Origin of the sequence: Caballeronia sp. PC1, assembly GCF_021353155.1 — a bacterium.
Taxonomy (GTDB): Bacteria; Pseudomonadota; Gammaproteobacteria; order Burkholderiales; family Burkholderiaceae; genus Caballeronia; species Caballeronia cordobensis.
The window spans coordinates 1,876,641-1,898,024 of the sequence record NZ_JAJUBH010000001.1 but is presented as its reverse complement, the minus strand read 5'-3'; the positions used below and the strand labels follow the sequence as shown (position 1 = coordinate 1,898,024).

The 21,384-nt window shown below is 62.8% G+C and carries 21 protein-coding genes and 4 tRNA genes; 10 read left to right on the top strand and 15 right to left on the bottom strand.

Annotation, left to right across the window (positions count from 1 at the left end; all coding sequences use genetic code 11):
- The first annotated feature begins 238 nt into the window (after window positions 1–238).
- Window positions 239–1,417: an OpgC domain-containing protein gene (locus LY284_RS09175; protein WP_014190726.1), complete on the top strand. Its 1,179-nt coding sequence runs from the start codon at window positions 239–241 to the stop codon at window positions 1,415–1,417.
- 21 nt (window positions 1,418–1,438) lie between these two features.
- Here the strand turns inward: LY284_RS09175 and LY284_RS09170 are convergent, their stop codons facing one another.
- Together LY284_RS09170 and LY284_RS09165 are read right to left on the bottom strand one after the other, a co-directional pair.
- Window positions 1,439–2,743 (bottom strand): MFS transporter, encoded by a 1,305-nt coding sequence (locus LY284_RS09170; protein WP_014190727.1) that lies wholly within the window; start codon window positions 2,741–2,743, stop codon window positions 1,439–1,441.
- A 263-nt stretch (window positions 2,744–3,006) separates the two neighbouring features.
- Window positions 3,007–3,486, bottom strand: a complete 480-nt coding sequence (locus LY284_RS09165; RefSeq protein ID WP_041730959.1) for a TonB family protein — start codon at window positions 3,484–3,486, stop codon at window positions 3,007–3,009.
- Between the two features lie 139 nt (window positions 3,487–3,625).
- On the opposite strand from LY284_RS09165, the gene LY284_RS09160 reads away from it, so the two are divergent.
- On the top strand, window positions 3,626–3,784 hold the full coding sequence (locus LY284_RS09160) for a hypothetical protein (protein ID WP_175582450.1): 159 nt from the start codon (window positions 3,626–3,628) through the stop codon (window positions 3,782–3,784).
- Window positions 3,785–3,888: 104 nt separating this feature from the next.
- Entirely contained in the window at window positions 3,889–4,056 is a 168-nt protein-coding gene (locus LY284_RS09155) for a hypothetical protein (protein ID WP_175582451.1), read from the top strand.
- Window positions 4,057–4,066: 10 nt separating this feature from the next.
- Here LY284_RS09155 and LY284_RS09150 read toward each other — a convergent pair whose 3' ends face one another.
- The 6 genes from LY284_RS09150 to rph all read right to left on the bottom strand — a co-directional run bounded on the left by LY284_RS09150 (window position 4,067) and on the right by rph (window position 8,696).
- Window positions 4,067–4,384, bottom strand: coding sequence for a hypothetical protein (locus tag LY284_RS09150; RefSeq protein ID WP_014190730.1), 318 nt, complete (start codon window positions 4,382–4,384; stop codon window positions 4,067–4,069).
- A 366-nt stretch (window positions 4,385–4,750) separates the two neighbouring features.
- Window positions 4,751–4,840: transfer RNA gene (locus LY284_RS09145), tRNA-Ser, on the bottom strand.
- 47 nt (window positions 4,841–4,887) lie between these two features.
- The gene (locus LY284_RS09140) at window positions 4,888–6,096 is read right to left on the bottom strand and encodes an MFS transporter (protein WP_175582482.1); all 1,209 of its coding nucleotides are present in this window, start codon (window positions 6,094–6,096) and stop codon (window positions 4,888–4,890) included.
- Between the two features lie 11 nt (window positions 6,097–6,107).
- Complete coding sequence (gene hemW / locus LY284_RS09135; protein ID WP_014190732.1) at window positions 6,108–7,331, bottom strand: radical SAM family heme chaperone HemW; 1,224 nt, start codon at window positions 7,329–7,331, stop codon at window positions 6,108–6,110.
- Entirely contained in the window at window positions 7,328–7,948 is a 621-nt protein-coding gene (gene rdgB, locus LY284_RS09130; RefSeq protein WP_014190733.1) for an RdgB/HAM1 family non-canonical purine NTP pyrophosphatase, read from the bottom strand. Before rdgB ends, hemW begins: the two co-directional genes overlap by 4 nt.
- Window positions 7,938–8,696, bottom strand: a complete 759-nt coding sequence (gene rph, locus LY284_RS09125) for a ribonuclease PH (protein WP_014190734.1) — start codon at window positions 8,694–8,696, stop codon at window positions 7,938–7,940. Before rph ends, rdgB begins: the two co-directional genes overlap by 11 nt.
- Before the next feature lie 251 nt (window positions 8,697–8,947).
- Here rph and LY284_RS09120 point away from each other — a divergent pair, with 251 nt between their 5' ends.
- The 5 genes from LY284_RS09120 (at window position 8,948) to LY284_RS09100 (ending at window position 13,869) form a co-directional block, all read left to right on the top strand.
- Window positions 8,948–9,892 carry a YicC/YloC family endoribonuclease gene (locus tag LY284_RS09120; protein ID WP_014190736.1) on the top strand — a complete coding sequence of 315 codons (945 nt, stop codon included), beginning with the start codon at window positions 8,948–8,950 and terminating at the stop codon, window positions 9,890–9,892.
- Between the two features lie 9 nt (window positions 9,893–9,901).
- A complete protein-coding gene (gene gmk / locus LY284_RS09115) occupies window positions 9,902–10,576 on the top strand; it encodes a guanylate kinase (RefSeq protein ID WP_014190737.1) in 675 nt (224 codons plus the stop codon).
- Window positions 10,577–10,645: 69 nt separating this feature from the next.
- On the top strand, window positions 10,646–10,849 hold the full coding sequence (gene rpoZ / locus LY284_RS09110) for a DNA-directed RNA polymerase subunit omega (protein ID WP_006999799.1): 204 nt from the start codon (window positions 10,646–10,648) through the stop codon (window positions 10,847–10,849).
- A 70-nt stretch (window positions 10,850–10,919) separates the two neighbouring features.
- The gene (locus LY284_RS09105) at window positions 10,920–13,313 is read left to right on the top strand and encodes a bifunctional (p)ppGpp synthetase/guanosine-3',5'-bis(diphosphate) 3'-pyrophosphohydrolase (protein WP_081478139.1); all 2,394 of its coding nucleotides are present in this window, start codon (window positions 10,920–10,922) and stop codon (window positions 13,311–13,313) included.
- 64 nt (window positions 13,314–13,377) lie between these two features.
- Complete coding sequence (locus LY284_RS09100) at window positions 13,378–13,869, top strand: phage protein NinX family protein (RefSeq protein WP_014190739.1); 492 nt, start codon at window positions 13,378–13,380, stop codon at window positions 13,867–13,869.
- 56 nt (window positions 13,870–13,925) lie between these two features.
- Here the strand turns inward: LY284_RS09100 and LY284_RS09095 are convergent.
- A tRNA-Arg gene (locus tag LY284_RS09095) sits at window positions 13,926–14,002 on the bottom strand.
- Window positions 14,003–14,081: 79 nt separating this feature from the next.
- Window positions 14,082–14,158, bottom strand: a tRNA-Arg gene (locus tag LY284_RS09090).
- Between the two features lie 151 nt (window positions 14,159–14,309).
- Here LY284_RS09090 and greB point away from each other — a divergent pair.
- The gene (gene greB / locus LY284_RS09085) at window positions 14,310–14,861 is read left to right on the top strand and encodes a transcription elongation factor GreB (protein ID WP_014190740.1); all 552 of its coding nucleotides are present in this window, start codon (window positions 14,310–14,312) and stop codon (window positions 14,859–14,861) included.
- A gap of 106 nt (window positions 14,862–14,967) precedes the next feature.
- Here the strand turns inward: greB and LY284_RS09080 are convergent, their stop codons facing one another.
- The gene (locus tag LY284_RS09080; RefSeq protein ID WP_041730198.1) at window positions 14,968–16,128 is read right to left on the bottom strand and encodes a porin; all 1,161 of its coding nucleotides are present in this window, start codon (window positions 16,126–16,128) and stop codon (window positions 14,968–14,970) included.
- A 1,236-nt stretch (window positions 16,129–17,364) separates the two neighbouring features.
- Here LY284_RS09080 and LY284_RS09075 point away from each other — a divergent pair.
- Entirely contained in the window at window positions 17,365–18,510 is a 1,146-nt protein-coding gene (locus tag LY284_RS09075) for an exonuclease domain-containing protein (RefSeq protein ID WP_014190742.1), read from the top strand.
- 7 nt (window positions 18,511–18,517) lie between these two features.
- Here LY284_RS09075 and LY284_RS09070 read toward each other — a convergent pair whose 3' ends face one another.
- The 4 genes from LY284_RS09070 to LY284_RS09055 form a co-directional block, all read right to left on the bottom strand.
- Complete coding sequence (locus LY284_RS09070; RefSeq protein ID WP_014190743.1) at window positions 18,518–19,117, bottom strand: chorismate mutase; 600 nt, start codon at window positions 19,115–19,117, stop codon at window positions 18,518–18,520.
- A 208-nt stretch (window positions 19,118–19,325) separates the two neighbouring features.
- Window positions 19,326–19,475 carry a hypothetical protein gene (locus LY284_RS09065; RefSeq protein ID WP_014190744.1) on the bottom strand — a complete coding sequence of 50 codons (150 nt, stop codon included), beginning with the start codon at window positions 19,473–19,475 and terminating at the stop codon, window positions 19,326–19,328.
- Window positions 19,476–20,067: 592 nt separating this feature from the next.
- Window positions 20,068–20,143: transfer RNA gene (locus tag LY284_RS09060), tRNA-Thr, on the bottom strand.
- Between the two features lie 82 nt (window positions 20,144–20,225).
- Window positions 20,226–21,245, bottom strand: coding sequence for a class 1 fructose-bisphosphatase (locus tag LY284_RS09055; RefSeq protein WP_014190745.1), 1,020 nt, complete (start codon window positions 21,243–21,245; stop codon window positions 20,226–20,228).
- Window positions 21,246–21,384: the final 139 nt, after the last annotated feature.

Sequence of the window (21,384 nt, the reverse complement as noted above, 5' to 3'; positions counted from 1 at the left end):
GGTGCGAGCACTCTGTCGAACTTTTTTCAAGCTTGCTTCGAGTATAAGCAGCGACTTTTTTACTGGAAAGCGGACGAAAAAGTCATTTTCCCGCCAGCTTGCCGACGGGCATCGAGTGTTAATTTAAATACCTGCTGATTCAGGGAATTTTCTTTTCAGACTCAGTACAAACCCCGTATATGCGCCATTGCCATTCCGGCGGCGCGTCGAAACCGCAGGTTCGTGGAGCATTTGCCAGATGACTTCCCCGACGCGTTCTCTCGAAGTCGATTTCTTTCGGGGAATCGTGCTGCTCATTATCGCGGTGGACCATATAACGGGAAGCGTGCTATCGCGCTTTACGCTGCATCAGTACGCGTTTTGCGATTCCGCTGAAGTATTCGTATTTCTCGGAGGTTATGCGTCGGCGGCGGCTTATACGGCGCTTGCGACTCGCCGTAGCGATTCAGCGGCCCGCCGACGCTTTTTCAAACGCAGTTGGGAGATTTATCGCGCGTACCTGTTCACGGCGTTTCTCATGCTGATCGGCGGCGGACTGCTGATGGCGCTCAAGATCGATACGCCGATGGTCCAGTACACCGAATGGCCCGCCTTCCTCGCGCGCCCGGCCGGCCTCCTCGTCGACATCGCCTTGCTGCGTCAGCAGCCCTATCTCTCCGCCGTATTGCCGATGTATTCGGTCTTCGCGCTGGCCGTGCCGGTGATCGTGCCGCTCGCGCAGAAAAGGCCGGTCGTCGCCGTGTTCGGCAGCCTGCTCGTGTGGCTCGCGGCCATGCCGCTCCTGCGCTTTTTGCCCGGCACGTACGGGGAAGCGTGGTCGTTCAATCCGTTCGCGTGGCAGTTGATGTTCATGACCGGCGTGCTGGCGCGCATTCAGCCGGTCAGCGGCACGTTCCACGCCGGCAAGATCGCGCGCTGGCTGACGGCGGGCGCGATCGCCCTCGCGTTGACGTTCGCGTTCTTCAAGCTGTTCCTCGAGACGCAAGCGCTGCCCGGATACATGAAGCAGAACCTCGCGACGCTGCGCATCGTGAGCTTCGCGGCGATCGCCTGGATCGTCGCGCGCGCGGTGTATGCGGGCTGGGTCGCTCGCCTCGCGCGCAGGCTGCCGGGCATCGTGACGATCGGGCAGCAAGGGCTCGTGTGCTTCATCGCGGGCGCGTGCGTTTCGCTCGTGCTCGATTCGGCACTGCGCGCGATGGGTGTGCTCGGCCTCGGGCGCTATCCGTCGCACTGGATTCTCGGACTCATCGCCGACGGCATCGCCATCGCCAGTCTGTTGTGGCTTGCGCGCTTCTGGGCGGATCGCAAGGCGGCGAAGGCGGCGCGCGCGAAGGTCGCCGAGCGGCAGGCGTCGCGCATTCCCGTCATGAAAGGGCCGCTGCCCGCGCACATCAGCAACCGGCGCGATCGCTGAGCGCGCCGGTTCGTCGCTGCTTCAGTTCAGCTTGATGTGACGCGTCTCGCGCATGCACAGCACCGCGATGAGGCTCACCGCCGCCGCAGCCGACACGTAGCCGCCCACCCACGACAGTCCGCCGCGATTCGCCAGCAGTTGTGCGATATACGGCGCCACCGACGCGCCCAGAATGCCGCCAAGGTTGTAGGCGACGCCCGCGCCCGTGTAGCGGACGTTGGTCGGAAACAGCTCGGGCAGAAGCGCGCCCATCGGGGCGAAAGTGACGCCCATCAGGAACAGTTCGATCGTGAGAAAGAGCGCGACCTGGATCGTGTCGCCGCTGCCGAGGAGCGGGGCCATCGCGAAGCCGGACAGGATCGCCGCGACGCAGCCGACGACCAGCACCGGCTTGCGCCCGAAGCGGTCGCTGGCGATGGCCGAGATCGGCGTGGCGATCGCCATGAACAGCACGGCGAAGCACAGCAGGCCGAGGAACGTCTCGCGCGCGAAATGCAGCTTGGCGACGCCGAAGGACAGCGAGAACACCGTCGAGATATAGAAGAGCGTGTAGCAGACGACCATCGCGAACGCGCCGAGCAGCGTCGGCGCGAGATGGCTGGACAAGAGCGTCGCGACGGGCACCTTCACGCGCTCGCGACGCTCGACGGCGGCGCGGAACGCCGGCGTTTCCGCGATCTTCAGCCGCACGTAGAGACCGAGCGCGACCAGCACCGCGCTGACGATGAACGGCACGCGCCAGCCCCAGCTGCGGAACTGCTCATCGGAGAGCGAGAGCGCGAGGCCGAAGAACAGTCCGTTCGACGCGAGAAAGCCGATCGACGGCCCGAGTTGCGGGAACATGCCGAAGAGCCCGCGCTTGCCTTGCGGCGCGTATTCCGTCGCGAGCAGCGCCGCGCCGCCCCATTCGCCGCCAAGCCCGATGCCCTGCCCGAAGCGCAGGATGCACAGCAGGACCGGCGCGGCGCTGCCGATCGAATCGTAGCCGGGCACGAAGCCGATGAGCGTCGTGGAGACACCCATCACCAGCAGCGAGGCGACGAGCGTCGATTTACGGCCGATGCGGTCGCCGAAGTGACCGAACAGAAACGAGCCGATGGGCCGCGCGAAGAACGCGATGCCGAACGTGACGAACGCGGAGAGCGCCTGCGCGGCGGGCGAGTCGTGCGGAAAGAACACCGGCCCGATGACGAGCGCGGCGGCGGTCGCATAGACATAGAAATCGTAGAACTCGATCGCGGTGCCGATGAAGCTCGCGAAAATTACGCGCGACGCGCTTTGAGATCCGTCGCCGGGCTGTGCGGCGGAAAGCGAGGGTGCGGCCATAGTGTCTCCGTTGTCGTGTTGCCGTGGTGCGAAGCATTGTCGCGCGCATCGCCGGGCAAGGGCGATCCGATGCGCGTCGGCTTTTTGTAAGGAATGCGATGCGATGGGTTCGACGGCGCGAGTAGCGCCTGCGATGACGGCGCAGCCTGGCTGCGCTCGGGCGCTTCGCGCGTCGCGCGGGATGGGCGCGAGGCGAAGGCGGCGCCGGACGCGGTCCGGCAGGGGTGTCAAAAATTATAACGAGCGTGCGCGGCGCGCGCCAATCAATCGAGGCTCGTCGCCTGGGGCGAGTGCGACGTTTGGAGCTGGAACTGGCCGTTGTCGTTGAACATCCAGCCTTCGAAGAGCTCCAGTTGACCGTTGCCGTTCAGAAGGCGCGAGGGCGGCGCGGGTAAGGGCGCCGAGCGGCGCAGCGACGCGAGCGCGGTGGCCTCGGCTTCGTCGTCGCCGTTGGTGCGATACACCGACGATTCGACGACCCGCCCGCCGCGGTCCACCGTGAAGGACACCAGCACGAAGGAGCGCAGCATTGCTTGCGGCGTGCCCTTGAGCACGAGCGACGGATTGCGCTCGAAGATGCGCTGCGCGATCTGCGCTTTGTACTGGTCGAGCGTCTGCCCGGGCGCGGGCGGCGCGACGGCACGCGTCGCCACGACGCCCGGCGGGGGCGTGATCGTGCAGGCGCTCATCGCGAGTGCGCCGGTGAGCGCAATGACGACAAGGCGAAAGCGTGACGCGAACATCGCAAGCATCGAAAAGATGACGTTACTTCAATGGTAGTCGCTGCAAAGACGGAGAGTGAGACGAAAACGTGCGCCGCCGCGCGTTCGGGCGCGAGATTTGCTGCCCATGAACTATCTGAAAGCAATCGAGGAGAGAGCCATGAGCACCGAGACGAATCGGCCGGATGACGGCAAGTCAGTCGAGCATAGCGACAACGAAAAAAGCAAGTTGCCCGAGCGCGATGACGAAAATCGCAAGCAAGCCCCGAACGACCGGCCCGGGAAGCAGACGGGAGAGGGCGAAGCGCCCGTCGGCTGAAGGTTGGCTGAAGGTCGGCTGAGACCCGCCGCGGTGCGTGTGCGGCGTGAGCGCGGCGGTGCTAAGGTATCAAGGGGATGTCCCCGGCTTCTCGGGAGAAGATCATGTCACGCAAGACCCAGCCTGCGCCGTCGAGCGCGCCCGCCCGGCAGCAACCGGCTTCCGCGGCGCATGTGAAGAGCGACGCGAAGCGAAGCGCGCCGAAGACGGATGCGGCCAAAGCGGAGCCCGTTCCGCATGTGCGCCCGCCCGTCAGATCGGACGACAATTGAGTTTTCCGAGTCAGTCCGTGTAAGGCTTGACTAGCTCGGCGCAGCGTAAGGGCGCGGTCGATCGGGCCGTGCCGGTCTCGGCCGCCCGCGTTTCCACGCAGCGATAGACGCTATTGGTTTTCTGAAGCACGTAGGTGTCTTCGGGCAAGCCTGTACTCCGCGCGGCGACACTCGTCACCGCGACGATTCCATATCCGTTCTGAATCAGGTCGAAGAACGTGGCTTCGGTCGCGCGCCATTGCGCGTTGTGCTGAGGCTGGGCATGCGCCGGCAGGCTCACGGCGATGGCGCAGCCGAAGAGGACGGGCATGAGGCGGCGTGACTTCATGGGCGGTTCTCCGCGTTGTCTCGATGAGGCGGTTAGATGGCGCCATGGCCGCCGTGTTCACATCGATTTGCAGGTGATGGAAAAAAACTGGCCTCGCGCGCTGCGAGGCCAAAATCCAACCTTACCCATTGAAGGTCTCCGTCACCCGAGAATGGGGGAAAACTCGGGATGGAGACAAGGGCAATGTACGTGGGGTGGGGAGTATCGGATATGCGTATTGTCTGAATTTCGTGGTGACCTCCGTCAGGATGTCGAAGCGATCAGGCGGGCGATACTAGACCGAGGCCACGAGTATGGAGGATGAAGCACGCACCGCGGTGGGTGGGGGATGATTCAGACACAACCGGACGGTTGAGAATAGGGGTATGGCGGAGGCGGTGAGATTCGAACTCACGGAAGGATCGCTCCTTCGCCGGTTTTCAAGACCGGTGCCTTAAACCGCTCGGCCACACCTCCAGCAAGGCGCGTATTGTAGCGCAACTCATCGGCGAAGAGAGGAACGTTCACCCTTCGAGCGATTTCGTCGCCCGCAGCGCGGGAAACAGGCGCATCCACAACAACGCGACGGCAATCGTGCCGATTCCGCCGATCAGCACCGCCGGCACCGCGCCGAACAGCCCCGCCGTCATCCCCGATTCGAATTCGCCGAGCTGATTCGACGTCCCGATGAACAGCGAATTGATCGCGCCGACGCGTCCGCGCATCTCGTCGGGCGTCTGCAACTGCACGAGCGACGAGCGCACGACCACGCTGATCACATCCGATGCGCCGAGCGCCGCCAGCGCCAGCAGCGAAAATCCGATATCGCGCGACAAGCCGAACAGAATCGTCGCGATGCCGAACGCGATCACGCCGCCGAACAGCGCCGTGCCCGCGCGCTGGCGCAGCGGATGATGCGCGAGCCAGATCGATCCGGCGAGCGCGCCCACGGCGGGCGCCGCGCGCAACACGCCAAGCCCCCACGGGCCGGTATGCAGGATATCGCGCGCATACACCGGCAAGAGCGCCGTCGCGCCGCCGAGCAACACGGCGAACAGATCGAGCGACAGCGCGCCGAGAATCACCGGCTTGCTCTTGATAAAGCCGATGCCGGAAAACAGCGCTTCGAACGACAAGGGCGCGCGCATGCGCACGGCCTCGTCGATCCTGATGGCGGCCACCGCCGACGCCGCGCCCAGAAACGCGATCGTCACCGCGCCATACACGGTCAGTGCGCCGAGGCCGTACAGCAGGCCGCCCATCGCGGGACCGAGGATCATCGCCGTCTGGTTCGCCGAGGTCGACCACGCGGTCGCCTGCTGCAGTTGCGAACGCGCGACGAGGTTCGGCAGCAACGCCGCCATCGACGGCGATTCGAACGCGCGCGCGGCCCCGGTAATCATCGCGATCGCGTAAATGGGGGCGACGCTATCCCAGCCGTGCCACGCGCCGAGGCACAGCGCCAGCGCGCCAACGCCCTCGATAGCCTGACACACGTACGCAATCGTGCGCCGGTCGTAGCGATCCGCAACGTGCCCGACGACCAGCGTCAGCACGAACATCGGCAGAAACTGCGCGAGCCCGACGAAACCGAGCGCGTAGGCGCTGTGCGTGATCGAATAGACCTGCCATCCGATCGCGACCGACATCATTTGAAATGCCACCGAAGACATCACCCGCGCGGTCCAGAAAAGCGCGAACGGGCGATGCCGCATCACCGAGCCCGGCGTCATCGTCGGCGCGCTCAATTCTTCGAGTCCTTCAAGAACAGCTCCTGTAGATCGTTGAGAAAGCGCTGGCCGAGCTCGGTCGGCGCGATGCGCTCGATGGTGCGCGTAATCAGCCCGCGCTTCTCCGCTTGTACGAGGGCGGGCTCGATCGCCGACAGGGCGAGACCCGTGCGCTCGACGAACGCATGCACCGGAAAGCCTTCGACGAGACGCAGCGTGTTGAGCATGAACTCGAACGGCAGATCGCGCGGACCGACTTCGCGCTCTTCCTGAATCGGGGTTTCGTCGGGCGCAAGCGCGTGATCCATATAGCTCGCCGGATGCTTGAAACGCGCCTGACGCAGGATCTTCGACGGAAACGACAGCTTCGTATGCGCGCCCGCACCGATGCCGAGATAGTCGCCGAAACGCCAGTAATTCAGATTGTGCCGGCTCTGCCGGTGCGGCTTCGCATACGCCGACACTTCGTAGCGCTCATAGCCCGCCGCGTGCGTGCGCTCGTGAATCCAGTCCTGCATGTCGGCGGAAGCGTCGTCGTCGGGCAGGGCGGGCGGATACTTGGCGAAGACCGTGTTCGGCTCCATCGTCAGGTGATAGAGCGACAGATGCGGCGGCGCGAACGAGATGGCCGTTTCGATATCGTGCCTGCATTCGTCGAGCGATTGCTGCGGCAGCGCGAACATCAGATCGAGATTGAAGTTGTCGAAGTGCTTCGCCGCGATCTCGACGGCGCGCCGGGCCTGCGTTGCATCGTGAATGCGGCCGAGCGCCTTCAGATGCGCCTCGTTGAAGCTCTGGATGCCGATCGACAGACGGTTCACGCCGCTCGCGCGAAACGACGCGAACTTCGCCGCTTCGAAGGTGCCCGGATTCGCTTCGAGCGTGATCTCGGCATCGGCGTCGATGGGCAGAAGCGCGCGCGCATCCGAAAGCAGCCGGTCGAGCCCTTTCGCCGACAGGAGCGAGGGCGTGCCGCCGCCGATGAAAATCGTATGCACCTGCCGTCCCCACACGAGCGGCAGCGCGCTTTCGAGGTCGGCGCGCAAGGCGTCGAGATAACGTTCCTCGGGGAACGCGTCGTCCTTCCATTCGTGCGAGTTGAAGTCGCAGTACGGGCACTTGCGCACGCACCACGGGAAATGCACGTACAACGAGAGCGGCGGCAGCGATGTCAGCCGGATGCTGCCCGGCGACGTGAAAGCCTGCACCACGTTGATCGTCTTCGGTCCGGCGCTCACGCAAGTTCCTTCAGTCGTTGCAGCAGATCGCGCAGCGCGAGCGCGCGATGGCTCAGCGCATTCTTGCGCGCGGGATCGAGTTCCGCGGCGGTCGCGTTCAGCGCCGGCAGGAAGAAGTGCGGGTCGTAGCCGAAGCCGTGCGCGCCGCGCGGCGCATCCAACACTTCGCCGTGCCAGCGGCCTTCGGCGATGAGCGGCTCGGGATCGTCGGCGTGACGCACGAGCACGAGCACGCAGAAGTAGTACGCGCGGCGATCGGCCTGGTCGGCGAGATCGGCGACGAGTTTCGCGTTGTTCGCGGCGTCGCTTTTCGCTTCGCCGTTCATCGACGCATAGCGCGCGGAGTACACGCCCGGCGCGCCGTTCAGTGCGCGCACGCAGAGGCCGGAGTCGTCGGCGAGTGCGGGCAGGCCGGTCAGCGCCGACGCATGCCGCGCCTTCGCCAACGCGTTTTCGACGAACGTCGCGTGCGGCTCCGGCGCTTCGGGCACGCCAAGCTCGCCCTGCGTGATCAGCTCGATTCCCGCCGCATCCAGAAGGGATGCGAACTCGCGCAGCTTGCCCGCATTGTTCGATGCGAGCACCACGCGGCTCAGACCATGCGCATCAGACACCATGACTCTCCAGCGCTTCCTTCTGCTTCAGGATCAGCGCGCGGATGCCGCTGTCCGCGAGCGCGATCAGTTCGTTCATCTCGTCACGCGTGAAGGGCGCGCCTTCCGCCGTGCCCTGCACTTCGACGAAACCGCCCGCGCCCGTCATCACGACGTTCATGTCGGTATCGCATTGCGAGTCTTCGTCGTAGTCGAGATCGAGCACCGGCGCGCCTTCGAAGATACCGACCGAAATCGCGGCGACGAAGTCCTTCACCGGCGTCTTTGCGATCTTGCCCGCCGCGAGCAGCTTGCTCACCGCGTCGTGCGCCGCGACGAACGCGCCCGTGATGCTCGCCGTGCGCGTGCCGCCATCGGCCTGAATCACGTCGCAGTCGATGTGCAGCGTGCGCGCGCCGAGCGCGTTGAGATCGAACACCGAGCGCAGCGCGCGGCCGATCAGACGCTGGATTTCCTGCGTGCGGCCCGTCTGCTTGCCGCGCGCGGCTTCGCGGTCGCTGCGCGTGTGGGTCGCGCGCGGCAGCATGCCGTACTCCGCGGTGAGCCAGCCCTGTTCGCGTCCGCGCAGAAACTCGGGCACGCGCTCGGCGATGCTCGCCGTGCAGATCACCTTGGTATCGCCGAATTCGACGAGCACCGAGCCTTCCGCGTGCTTCGTGTAATGGCGCGTGATGCGCACGTCGCGCAGTTGATTCGCGCGGCGGCCGCTCGGGCGCGGGGGGGAAGGCTTGAGCAGGGGAGAGTCGGTCATGGATCGGGTTCGAGAAAGTTGGACGGGAAATCCCCGCCATGTTTATCGTCATTCGCCGCCGATTTTATCGTTATTCACCGGCAGGCGTCGGTCGCGGACATGCCGACCGGGCGGGCCGCGCGACAAAAATGGGATAATGCGGATTCCTCGCCCGGCCGCCAAACGCGTGCCATCCCCAAAGCACTTTCGAGAGCGCCGGGCGTTTCGTTGAATCGGCCTTCGCAAGGAAGGCTCACATCGCGAGACGTACCATGATCTACAGCATGACAGGCTATGCCAGCGCGACGCGCGAAGTCGTCGCGGATGGCGCGGGACCCAATGGCGCGGGCGGATCGGGCGTCGGTGTATCGGTGGAATTGCGCACGGTGAATTCGCGCTTTCTCGATCTGAACTTCCGCATGCCCGAAGACGTGCGCGCAACCGAGCCGCAATTGCGCGAAATGCTGATGTCCAAGCTCTCGCGCGGCAAGGTCGATATCCGCATCAATCTGAATCGCGTCGAGCAGACGGCGAACGCGGGCGCGCTCAACCGCGAAGCGCTCACGCAACTCGCGACGCTCGAACGCGCCGTGCTCGATGTCTTTCCCGATGCCGAGCGCATGCGCACCGGCGAAATCCTGCGCTGGCCCGGCGTGCTCGCCGAAAGCGCGGTATCGCAGGAAACGCTGCGCGAAGCGGTGCTCGCATGCGGCAAGCAGGCGATCGCGGACCTCATCGAAGTGCGCGCGCGCGAAGGCGCGGCACTGGGCAAAGTGCTGATCGACAACGTGACGGAAATGGAAGCGATCGTCGCGCGCATCACGCCGCTCGTGCCCGAACTCATCGCCAAGCATCAGCAGAAGATCGTCGAGCGTTTGCAGGATGCGCTGGGCATTGCGACGAACGAAGGCGGAACGTCGACGAGCGTGCCGCGCGAGGAAATCGCCGAACGCATTCGTCAGGAAGTGACGATGTACGGCATTCGCATCGACATCGCCGAAGAATTGCAGCGCCTCACCGCGCATCTGAACGAAACGCGCCACGTGCTGCAAAAGGGCGGCAAGGTCGGCAAGCGCCTCGACTTCATGATGCAGGAGCTGAACCGCGAAGCGAACACGCTCGGCTCGAAGGCGGCGGCGAAGGAACTCGCGGATGCATCGATGACGCTCAAGCTGCTCATCGAGCAGATGCGCGAGCAAGTACAGAATCTGGAGTAATGCAACATCATGCCGAATACCACGCACCGCTCGCACAGCCACTATACGGGCATCTATCCCGGCAACCTGTTCATGGTCGTCGCGCCTTCGGGCGCGGGCAAGTCCACGCTCGTGAACGCGCTGCTCGCCGAGGATAAGGAGATTCTGCTGTCGGTTTCGTATACGACGCGCGAAGCGCGTTCGAAGGAAACCAACGGCGTGCAGTATCACTTCGTGTCAGTAGACGAATTCATGGAGCGGCGCGAAAACGGCGAGTTTCTGGAAAGCGCCGAAGTGCACGGCAACTACTATGCGACCTCGAAGCTGTGGATCGCCGATCAGATGAAGCAGGGCCACGACGTGCTGCTCGAAATCGACTGGCAGGGCGCGCAGCAGGTGAAGAAGCAGTTTCGCAACGCGGTGGAGATTTTCATTCTGCCGCCGTCGCTCGACGCGCTCGAAGACCGCCTCAAGAAACGCGGCCAGGATTCCGAAAAAGTGATCGTGCGGCGGCTGCTCGCGGCCGGCAGCGAAATGGCGCATGCATCGGAAGCGGAGTATGTGGTGATCAACGAAAACTTCGATCGCGCGCTCGCGGAACTGCGTTGCCTCGTGGCCGCGACGCGCCTGCGCTTCACGTCGCAATACGCGCGCAATACGCAGCTTTTCGTGGATCTCGGCATTCATTCGACGCCGCAATCCTGACACGCCGCTGTGACCGGGTCGTTCGGTCACATAAGGTAGAATAAAACCCATATCGAGAAGGAACTCAACATGGCCCGCATCACCGTCGAAGACTGCCTTAAACAAATCCCGAATCGCTTCGAGCTCGCGCTCGCCGCGACGTATCGCGCGCGTCAGCTCGCACAAGGCCACACGCCGAAAATCGAGAGCCGCGACAAGCCGACCGTCGTCGCGCTGCGCGAGATCGCGGCGGGTCAGGTCGGCATCGAAATGTTGAAGAAGGTGCCCGTCTAAGGGCTGCGGCATCCCGGTTTCAATTTCTGCAACCGACAACCCAACGCGTCACATCACCACGGAGGCGAAGATGAGTCAGACACCGTTGCCCATCTCCGCCGCCGTGGACCCCGACATCGACATCGATCAGGATTCGGTGCTCGATGCGGACAAGCCGCATGCGGCGCGCAAGTACATCGACGCGGTCCTCGAACAGTCGTTTCGTCACCTGTTCGGCCCGACCGCCACGCCTGAACAGCCGCGCAAGCACGACGTCGTTTCCATCGCGAAACTTACGAACACGCTCGCCGGCTACATCTCCGCCGAGGAGATCAAGGAAGTCAAGGCGGCGTTCCATTTCAGCGACGAAGCGCATCTCGGGCAGTATCGCCAGAGCGGCGAGCCGTACATCACGCATCCGGTCGCGGTCGCGGAAATCTGCGCGGGCTGGAAGCTGGACGCGCAATCGATCATGGCTGCGCTGCTGCACGACGTGATCGAAGATCAGGGCGTCACCAAGACGGAGATCGCGGAGCGCTTCGGCGCGAAAGTCGCGGAACTGGTCGACGGCTTGTCCAAGCTGGACAAGATGGAATTTCGCAATCGCGAGGAAGCGCAGGCGGAGAATTTCCGCAAGATGCTGCTCGCGATGGCGCGCGATGTGCGCGTCATTCTCGTCAAGCTCGCCGACCGTCTGCACAACATGCGCACGCTCGGTGCGGTGCCGCCGGAAAAGCGCCGGCGCGTGGCGCGCGAGACGCTGGATATCTACGCGCCGATCGCGCATCGGCTCGGTCTGAACAATACGTATCGCGAACTGCAGGATCTTTCCTTCGCGAACTTCAATCCGAATCGCTACGCCACGCTCGAAAAAGCGGTGAAGGCGGCGCGCGGCAACCGGCGCGAAGTGGTCGGCAAGATTCTCGAAGCGGTGCAGCGCACCATCGCGGACGCGAAGATCAATGCGGAAGTCACCGGCCGCGAGAAAACGATCTACAGCATCTACAAGAAGATGCGCGACAAGCAGTTGTCGTTCTCGCAGGTGCTCGACGTGTACGGCTTTCGCGTCGTGGTCGAGAGCGCGCTCGAATGCTATACGTGCATCGGCGCGCTGCATGCGCTCTACAAGCCCGTGCCGGGAAAATTCAAGGACTACATCGCCATTCCGAAGGTGAATGGCTATCAGTCCCTGCATACCACGCTCGTCGGCCCGTTCGGCGCGCCGATCGAGTTCCAGATTCGCACGCGCAAGATGCACGAGATCGCCGAGGCCGGCGTCGCGGCGCACTGGCTCTACAAGAATGGCGGCGCCGATCTGAACGACGTGCAAAAGCGCGCGCATCAGTGGCTCAAGTCGCTGCTCGACATTCAGAGCGAAGCGGGCGATTCGAGCGAATTCCTCGAACACGTCAAGATCGACCTGTTCCCGGACGCGGTCTACGTGTTTACGCCGAAGTCGAAGATCATGCCGCTCCCACGCGGCGCGACGGCGCTCGATTTCGCCTATTCGATCCACAGCGACCTCGGCAATCAGTGCGTCGCGGTGAAGATCAACAACGAGCTTCTGCCGCTGCGCACGGAGCTTAAAAGCGGCGATATCGTCGAAGTGATCACCGCGCCGTATTCGAAGCCGAATCCCGCGTGGCTCGGCTTCGTGCGCACGGGCAAGGCGCGCTCGGCCATCCGTCACTATCTGAAGACGATGCGCCTGAACGAGTCGGTGCAACTGGGCGAGCGGCTCGTCGATCAGAGTCTCAAGGGCTACGGCCTCGCGCTTTCGGATGTCACGCCGGAAGTCTGGGAAAAACTCGTGCTGTGGACCGGCAACAAGACGCGCCAGGAAATTTTCGCGGACATCGGTCTCGGCCGGCGCGTGGCGGCGGTCATGGCCAAGCGCATCGAAGTGTTGATGAACGGTATCGCCGATGACGAAGATCATCCGCGCGAGCACCACAGCACGAACACCGCGCCGCCGGTGGTCATCACGGGTACCGAAGGCATGTCGGTGCAGCTTTCGCCGTGCTGCCGCCCGATTCCTGGCGACGACATCATGGGCTATATCGGCATCGGCCTCGGCATGGCGATTCACACGACGGAATGCCGCGTCGCGCAGCGCATCCACCGGCGCGATCCGGGCCGCTGGATCGACGTCGCATGGGCGCCGCAGCCAGGCCGTCTCTTCGACGTCGCCGTGAAGGTGCTCGTGAAGAACACGAAGGGCGTGTTCGCCCGCGTCGCGGCGGACATCACGTCGGCGGATGCGAACATCGTGCATATCGCGATGGACGAAGACGTGTCGCAGGAAGCCAAGCTGCTGCGCTTCGTGATTCAGGTCAGCGACCGCGTGCATCTGGCCAACGTCATGCGCCGCGTGCGCACCAATCCGGACGTGATGCGCATCGCGCGCGAGCGTCCGAGCGACGAACCGCATCACCGCAATCAGGACGGCGGCATGCGCATCGACCGCGAGCGCGCCGACTACTGACGCGCCGGCGCGGGTACGCGGCATGCATGCCTGTCGTCGTCCGACGAACAGGAGAAGGCGCCGCATGAACACTTCCGATCTCGAAGGCACCACGCTCGATTACTGGGTCGCGCGCGGGCTGCACGAATTCATCCGCGAAATCCACTTCACCGATAGCGGAGAGACGCTCTCTATCCGCGGCAACGACCGCGGCAAGCCCTGGGACGGACGCTTTCTGCCATCGACGTCATGGGAGGCTGCATCGGTCGTCCTGGAGCGCGCCTGCAAGCTGGAGATGCAGGATCACGGGCGCGGCGAGGTGAGCTGCACCGTGACGTTCGGGAAGGAAGGCAAGCCGGTGGAAGGGCGGGGACCGTCGCTGCGGATCGCATTGCTGCGCGCGTTCGTGCGGCACGCGTTCGGCGACGAGGTAGAGGACGAGTATTTGCGGCGCCCCCAGTCGCTGCTTGGCGAGCGCGCGGAACCGATCGGAGAATCGAGCGCGACGGCTTCGGTGGAGGATATGCCGTCGCCGGAGAGGCATATCGGCGATATCAGTCCGGTTCCGCGTCAGTAGGCCATTCCGGCGCGCACAAACAAAAAGGGCCTTCCGTTTGGAAGGCCCTTCAAAAGTGGCGCGGCTGGCAGGATTCGAACCCACGACCCCTTGGTTCGTAGCCAAGTACTCTATCCAACTGAGCTACAGCCGCACGCAAAACGGTACTGCTTATACTGCACTGCGCTTGTGGTTAAGCGCTTGATGCCCTCATTCGAGAACATCAGAAAAAGTGGCGCGGCTGGCAGGATTCGAACCCACGACCCCTTGGTTCGTAGCCAAGTACTCTATCCAACTGAGCTACAGCCGCACGCAGAAGCGGAATTATAGCCAAGGTAATTTAAAAAAGGAAGCGGTTTTGGCCGATGTTTCGATCTTTCTGTCGACGAAACGGCCGCGAGGCGTGGTAACTTGATGTTTGCAAAGCCAGAACTTCTCAGATTCCGTTATCGATCCGCATCATGAACAAGGCATTTGTCAAAGAGTCGGACGACACCGACGACGACCTCGACCTCGGCCAGCCGGACGTTCCGGCGGGCACGAAGAACTACATCACGCCAGCGGGCCATCAGCGGCTGCGTGACGAGCTCCTGCAGCTTCTCGACAACGAGCGGCCCGAAGTGGTCAGGCTCGTCTCGTGGGCCGCATCCAACGGCGACCGCTCGGAGAACGGCGACTACATCTACGGCAAACGGCGGCTGCGCGAGATCGACCGGCGCATCCGCTTTCTGGGCAAGCGCCTGGATCTCGCGGAAGTGGTGGACAGCAGCAAGCAGGAGAACGTCGATCAGGTTTTTTTCGGCGCGACGGTGGACTACGCGGGCGACGACGGCGACGTGAAGACCGTAACGATCGTCGGCGTGGACGAAGTCGATCTGGAGCGTGGTTATGTGAGCTGGATCTCGCCGGTCGCGCGTGCGCTCCTGAAGGCGAAAATCGGTGATACGGTCGCTTTGCACACGCCGGCGGGCGTGCAGCAGATCGATATTCTGGATGTGCGCTACCCGAGTTGAGCGCGAGTTGAGCGCGAACTGAGCGCAGCGGCAACCTACCTGACCCGCAGACGAAAAAAAGCCGCTCCGAAGAGCGGCTTTTGCACAACTGAACTGCCGTTGAATCTTAGAAGCGGTGACGCATGCCAACCGTCGCCGACACCTGATTCGAGTTCGACGACATGCCGACGCCGTTGATCACTGCGCCGATGGGCAGGTTGTCCTTGTCGGTCATGTGCTGGTACTCGCCCTGCAGGTACACGTCGGTGCGCTTGGACAGCGCGTAGGCCGTCTGCAGGCTGAACTGGTGGAACTTCGGCTTTTCGCCGTCGATGCGGCTGTCCGTGTACGTGTAAGCACCGGCGAGCGACAGAGCCGGCGTCAGGTTGTAACGGCCGTTGACTTCGTAGTTCGTGAAGCGAACGTGGCCGTCGGTCAGGTTGATCGAGCCGGCGCCTTGCGTGCCGACGCTGGTGATCGACGAAGCGTTGTCGAGCATCGTCTGCGTGAACACGAAACCAACCGTTGCCGGGCCGAACGCGTAGTTCAGACCGCCGCCGAAGATGCGCTGACGGCCAGCGACGAACGGCGTGTTGTCGGTCGTGATCGCGCCGTTGACGTTGTTCGTCGGCGAGCCGACGTTGTTCAGTTGCATGTACGCTGCGGCGACGTTCAACGGGCCGTAGTTGTACGACGCGCCGACGCTGTACGCGCGGTTATCCGCGAAGCCGCCTGCTTCGTTCGAGAAACCGTACATCGCGCCCAGCTTGAAGCCGGCGTAGTTCGCGCTCGTGTACTTGACCGAGTTGTTCACGCGGAACGTGTTGTCGAGGTTGTCGTTGTCGAACGGGTGGGCGAACTGCGTGCCGCCGTATTGCGTGCCCGTCAGAGCCAGAGGCCCGAGGAAGTCGACCACGGAGTCATACTGACGGCCGAGGGTGATCGAGCCGAATTGCGTGCTCGACAGACCGACGAACGCCTGACGGCCAAACTCACGACCGCCTTGACCGTTCTGGCCGTTCATGATGTTGAAGCCGTTCTCCAACGTGAAGATCGCCTTCAGGCCGCCGCCGAGGTCTTCAGCGCCGCGCAGGCCCCAACGGCTGCCGTTCACCTGACCGCTCGTCGCCTTGAAGTTGCTGTGGCCAGGGCCGCCGACCGTCGTGATCTGGTTGTTCGTGTAGGTGATGCCCGCATCGATCAGGCCGTACAGCGTGACGCTGCTTTGCGCATGGGCGGCGGTAGCAAAAACGCCCGACAGGGCAGCGACCATGAGAGTCTTTTTCATCTTTGTAACTCCGAGAGCAGATAGGGCCGGGGACCCAGGCTTGAGGAAACCTCGAACCGGCGCGCTGCGAGAGGCGCGGGGCGGATGAGCATGCATCGGCGTTGCGACACATTTGTTTCCGGACCAGACGAAGTGTAAAGACGGCGTTACAGAACGAGGCGTTCCAATTTCCGCAATAAACCATTGTTGATGCGGCAATGATCGTCGCATCGTGTATTTTTGTTTATATACAATGATTTACCGGCGAATAAAGCCGTAAGGCGAGAGGTGTCAACCAATCGACGTTGCGCATGCGCTACATCAACGGACGATGAAAATGACGGCTAAATGGCAGAAATGCATTGTTGAGATATTTGAAACAGAAGTTTGCTATTTTTGCAGGTAATACATTCGGATCGGATCGCTATACTGCGGTTTCTGCTTTCCGAAGCAGACTTTTTCGTTGACGGAAAAAGATCTCCAAACTTTGTCAGCGCGACTTCCCGGTCGCGCTTTTTTTTTGCGCGGTCGATGCGTCTGGATGCCACGCCGGGCGGGGCTGTGATGGGGTGTCGTCTGGCGTGAGCGATTGTGAACCGGCGAGACTGGATCGTTGCTCGATATTACATTTAAGTCGCGACTTACTTTCCAGAATGCTTAATGTCAGAGAATCGAGCAAGTGGGGTGAACGCTTGTGCGTCGAGAGGTGGATTGATTCTCACGTGCGGCACTGCGCTATTAATTTGTTTCCAGAAAAGTTTAACGATTTCGGTTTGAATCGTTGGAAAAATTCTGATTTGGAAGCGCTTGAAACTTTGCGGGGAAGAGTCCCGCTGTTAATCGATGCTCGATTATTCGAATCCAAACGGTGATTTTAAATGCGGCTGTATTCAATTGGGCCCGCACCCACGCCAAAGCCCGCCGTTCCTTGCCCAGCTTGGCTTGTCGCTCCCTCTCTCGTCGCCAGACCGATGCTTCGCGGAATATCGACCCAGACGTGCTCGGTCACTGGCATTCGTCTGAGGACGACCAAATAAATATTTCCGGTAATCGGGGAAAGTTATTACGGGTTACACGCTATTGCTTTTCTAAAAAGACGATAACCCGTGCGCTAGAAATCCGCTGCCTCTGGGGCGCAGAACTTCCATCGAACTTCAAGCGGGTCTGTCGAAAGCCCGCCACACCGTGCTGCGTTAGAATGGGCAATCCAACGCACGCTCCATCCCGCCTTCCGCGCCGCCTCCCACGCCGTCCACGATGCATCTCGACCCGTCTGAACACTTCGCCTTTCCTTCCGCGCCCATCGCATTCGTCGATCTCGAAACGACCGGCGGCACCTTCGGTGTGGACCGCATCACCGAAATCGGCATCGTGGAAGTCGGGCCGTCGGGCGTCTCGCAATGGACGTCGCTGGTCAATCCGCAAAAGCCGATTCCCGCTTTCGTCCAGCAACTGACGGGCATTACCGACGCGATGGTCCGCGATGCGCCCACGTTCGAGCAACTCGCCGCGGACTTGCTCGAACGGATGAACGGGCGTCTCTTCGTTGCGCACAACGCTCATTTCGACCACGGCTTTCTCAAGGGCGAATTCAGGCGTCTGGGCCTTCGTTTCGCGCCCGACGTGCTCTGCACGGTGCAGCTTTCCCGCGCGGTGTATCCGGAGCAGACACGCCACGGGCTCGATGCGCTCGTCGAACGGCACGCGCTGGTGCCCGCCGCACGCCACCGGGCGCTCGCCGACGCCGATCTGCTCTGGCAGTTCTGGCAACACCTGCACAGCGCGCATGCGCCGGATGTCGTGCGCACGCATCTGGAGCGCGTGACGCGCCGGTTCCAGCTCGCCGCGCACATCGACGAAGACACGATCGAGCAGATTCCTGCAGGCTGCGGCGTGTACATGTTCTATGGCGACGACGACGCGCCGCTCTACGCAGGCCGCAGCGTCAAGCTGCGCCAGCGCGTGCGCGCGCATCTCGTCGGTCCGAGGCGTTCGGCGAAGGACATGCGTCTCGCCGCACTCGTTCGCCGCGTCGAATGGAAGGCGACGGGCGGCGAGATCGGTGCGATGCTGGCCGAGGCGCAATGGATTGCCGCCGCGCGCCCGGCGCACAACCGCGCGTCGAAGTCGCGAAGCGGGGACATGCGCGGCGCGCCGTGGCCATACGGCGGCGCGATCGCAATCGAAGAGCGCGATGCGGCATCGGGGCTGCGCGTGTGGCACGTCATCGACAACTGGTGCTATCTCGGCTCCGCCGCAACGCTGCCGCAGGCGGGCGCGCTGCATGCGGGCGCGGCTACGTCCGGCTTCGAACTCGCGACCTATCGCGTGCTCAGCGAGCGCCTCTCACGCGGGCTTGCCGTGACGCCGCTCACCGCGGCGATGCACGCCGCCACGCTCTAAAGCGCGATCAGCCGACCGCGCCCACGCCGCCCGTCGCGCAGACGTGCGACAGTGCGCGCATGAGCGGCTCGTTCATCGACGAGTTGTAGCGCGTCAGATGCTTCCATCGCGCGACGCTTTCGGCGAGGCGCATCGGGCAGTCGTCGGCGTGGCGAATCGGCTCGACGTGAGCGAGCGCCGACACGAGCGATTGCGTCAGCCGGTCGAGTTTCGGACGCGTGTCGTTGGCGAGATCGGGCGGGGATTCTTCCGGCGCGGCCCTGACCGCGCGCCAGTTGGCGAAAAGCACGTTCTGCACGTCCTTGCTCGCATCGATCTGATCGCGGAAGAACTGCCGCGCGAACGCGGGATCGACTTGAGCGGCTCTGGCCTTTTCCTCGACCTGTTTGAGCAGCGCCTCCTCGCGTGGGGCGTCGGTGATCGGTTCGTGCTTCGCCCACTTCCAGCGCGCGACCGGCTCGGCGAGCGCGAGCCGTTGCGAAACGAGCGCGATGATGTTGGTGAATGGGGTGTCGTCGCCGTCGGCGTGCACGGATGCGGGCGCGGCGAACGCGAGCACGCAGGCGAAGGCGGAAGCGAGGAGGGAGGTGTTCGATCGACGGCGCATCGGTGTCCGGGCAAAAGCGCCAGAATAACGCACCGCCCGCTTCAACCTGAATGTGAGAGACGAGTCGTGTCCACACGACTCGCCCGGGCGGTCATGAACGAAGAGCGCGACGCGTCCTGGCGTGAGCCATGCGCGGACCGGTCGGTCCGTGTGCGCCGCGCGCGGCGGGCGTCGTTCTCACGACGACGGCGTGATCCAGCGTGTCCGCCTACTTCGACTGCGACGAGTTGCGCTGTTCATCGAAGAACGCGCGCACGTGCTCGGGCAGTTCCGTCGCGAGAAATTCGACGCCAACCGGTTCCGGATCCGGACAATACACCTTGTCGGGCGTCGGGATTTTCGTCGGTTTTGCGTCCATGATTTCTCTCCTTGATGTCTACGGCAATTGCGCCAACTGGCCGATGCGGTTTTTTGCGCCGCCGCATACAGCCGAATACCAAATACGGGTCCCTCTAGTTATGCGTTATCGGATCGCGGCGGCTTCGGCTTGAGCCGAATCGCGCGTGTGAATCATCAACGCATGATCGTTCGTCTTCGGGCCGGTAAAGATGTCGGTAGATCATTACCGGCCCTCAAATCCATTGCTGCAAAAAGTACGGTTTCCAGTGCTGCGAAGAACAGTCCGAGAGCCGCGCCGCGCATGGCTTCGCGCAATCTCGATCGCCGCGTACTTAAACTGTAGCTTTTCCTCTATGGATATAACGATACCGGGAAACCTGCGTTGACGCTTGATGGTGCAGGGCGGAAAATAGCTTGTTGTTGTACGTAACCGCACATATAAGGAGAATCAGGCGGGCGGCGGGTGCTAACGTGAAATCGGTGAAGCCGATTTTTGCGGTAAATCGCAATAGCGTGCACAGCGCGGGGAATTGTTGCGAAAGCGCAAACCAAAGCAAAAACCCGCGTAACTTGCGTGTACGCGGGTTTTTATGTGCTGCCTGAATTCTCTCTGGTGCCGGAAAGAGGAATCGAACCCCCGACCTTCGCATTACGAATGCGCTGCTCTACCGTCTGAGCTATTCCGGCCCCTCTGTTGCGTTCGTTTAGTTCGTCAGCAACGAAGAAGTGAGATTATGCAGAGCATTTTTCGTCTTGGCAATACCTAAGATCAATTTTTCTGATCGAGATGGTAGCGGGTCACGCGATCGACTTCGCTCTTGGAGCCGAGGAACACCGCGACGCGCTGATGCAGGCTCGTCGGCTGGATATCGAGAATGCGTTGCTCGCCGTTGGTCGCCGCGCCGCCCGCCTGCTCGACGATGAACGCCATCGGATTCGCTTCGTACATCAGGCGCAGCTTGCCGGGCTTCGACGGATCGCGCTTGTCGGCGGGATACATGAAAATGCCGCCGCGGTTCAGAATGCGGTGCACATCGGCGACCATCGACGCGATCCAGCGCATGTTGAAGTCTTCCTTGCGCGCGCCGTCCTTGCCCGCGTTCAGCTCGTCGATGTAGCGCTGCACCGGCTCATACCAGTGACGCGTGTTCGACGCGTTGATCGCGTATTCGCGCGTTTCGACGGGCACCTTCATATCGCGCTGCGTGAGCACCCACGAGCCGAGCTCGCGATCGAGCGTGAAGCAGTTCACGCCGTGACCGGTCGTGAGCACGAGCACGGTCTGCGGGCCGTACACCGCGTAGCCTGCCGCGACCTGCTGCGAACCCGGCTGCAGGAACGCCTGCTCGCTGGGCTCGACGCCGTCCGGGCAACGCAGCACCGAAAAGATCGTGCCGATCGACACATTCACGTCGATGTTCGACGAGCCGTCGAGCGGATCGAACGTCAGCAGGTAATTGCCCTTCGGATAGCGGTTGGGAATCGGGAAGATCTTTTCCATTTCTTCCGATGCCATCGCGGCGAGGTTGCCGCCCCATTCGTTGGCTTCGAGCAGGATTTCGTTCGACAACACGTCGAGCTTTTTCTGCACTTCGCCCTGAACGTTCTCGCTGCCGGCGGAGCCGAGCGCTTCGCCCAGAGCGCCCTTGCTGACGTGGTAGCTGATCTGCTTGCACGCGCGCGCGATCACCTCGATCAGAAGCCGCAGGTCGGCGGGGAGGTTCTGGTGTTCGCGTTGCTGCTCGATCAGATACTTGGAAAGCGTGGTACGGCTGGAAATGGAGGACATGCGGGACTCCGTGAGCGTTAGACGAATATCCACGATTCTAACCGCTCGACCTGTCGCGTCGATGTGACAGCATCCGCCATAAGCGAGAACGGCCGCCGCGCGAATGTCGCGCGGCGGCCGCCAAACATCGGATAAAACC

Coding starts and splice junctions, on each gene's coding strand:
- LY284_RS09170 (WP_014190727.1), bottom strand. CDS start 2,743: ATGGCCGCACCCTCGCTTTCCGCCGCACAGCCCGGCGACGGATCTCAA.
- gmk (WP_014190737.1), top strand. CDS start 9,902: ATGCCGAATACCACGCACCGCTCGCACAGCCACTATACGGGCATCTAT.
- LY284_RS09120 (WP_014190736.1), top strand. CDS start 8,948: ATGATCTACAGCATGACAGGCTATGCCAGCGCGACGCGCGAAGTCGTC.
- LY284_RS09165 (WP_041730959.1), bottom strand. CDS start 3,486: ATGTTCGCGTCACGCTTTCGCCTTGTCGTCATTGCGCTCACCGGCGCA.
- greB (WP_014190740.1), top strand. CDS start 14,310: ATGAACAAGGCATTTGTCAAAGAGTCGGACGACACCGACGACGACCTC.
- rph (WP_014190734.1), bottom strand. CDS start 8,696: ATGACCGACTCTCCCCTGCTCAAGCCTTCCCCCCCGCGCCCGAGCGGC.
- LY284_RS09100 (WP_014190739.1), top strand. CDS start 13,378: ATGAACACTTCCGATCTCGAAGGCACCACGCTCGATTACTGGGTCGCG.
- LY284_RS09140 (WP_175582482.1), bottom strand. CDS start 6,096: ATGACGCCGGGCTCGGTGATGCGGCATCGCCCGTTCGCGCTTTTCTGG.
- rpoZ (WP_006999799.1), top strand. CDS start 10,646: ATGGCCCGCATCACCGTCGAAGACTGCCTTAAACAAATCCCGAATCGC.
- LY284_RS09055 (WP_014190745.1), bottom strand. CDS start 21,245: ATGTCCTCCATTTCCAGCCGTACCACGCTTTCCAAGTATCTGATCGAG.
- LY284_RS09065 (WP_014190744.1), bottom strand. CDS start 19,475: ATGGACGCAAAACCGACGAAAATCCCGACGCCCGACAAGGTGTATTGT.
- LY284_RS09080 (WP_041730198.1), bottom strand. CDS start 16,128: ATGAAAAAGACTCTCATGGTCGCTGCCCTGTCGGGCGTTTTTGCTACC.
- LY284_RS09155 (WP_175582451.1), top strand. CDS start 3,889: ATGTCACGCAAGACCCAGCCTGCGCCGTCGAGCGCGCCCGCCCGGCAG.
- LY284_RS09075 (WP_014190742.1), top strand. CDS start 17,365: ATGCATCTCGACCCGTCTGAACACTTCGCCTTTCCTTCCGCGCCCATC.
- LY284_RS09105 (WP_081478139.1), top strand. CDS start 10,920: ATGAGTCAGACACCGTTGCCCATCTCCGCCGCCGTGGACCCCGACATC.
- LY284_RS09175 (WP_014190726.1), top strand. CDS start 239: ATGACTTCCCCGACGCGTTCTCTCGAAGTCGATTTCTTTCGGGGAATC.
- LY284_RS09150 (WP_014190730.1), bottom strand. CDS start 4,384: ATGAAGTCACGCCGCCTCATGCCCGTCCTCTTCGGCTGCGCCATCGCC.
- rdgB (WP_014190733.1), bottom strand. CDS start 7,948: ATGGTGTCTGATGCGCATGGTCTGAGCCGCGTGGTGCTCGCATCGAAC.
- LY284_RS09160 (WP_175582450.1), top strand. CDS start 3,626: ATGAGCACCGAGACGAATCGGCCGGATGACGGCAAGTCAGTCGAGCAT.
- LY284_RS09070 (WP_014190743.1), bottom strand. CDS start 19,117: ATGCGCCGTCGATCGAACACCTCCCTCCTCGCTTCCGCCTTCGCCTGC.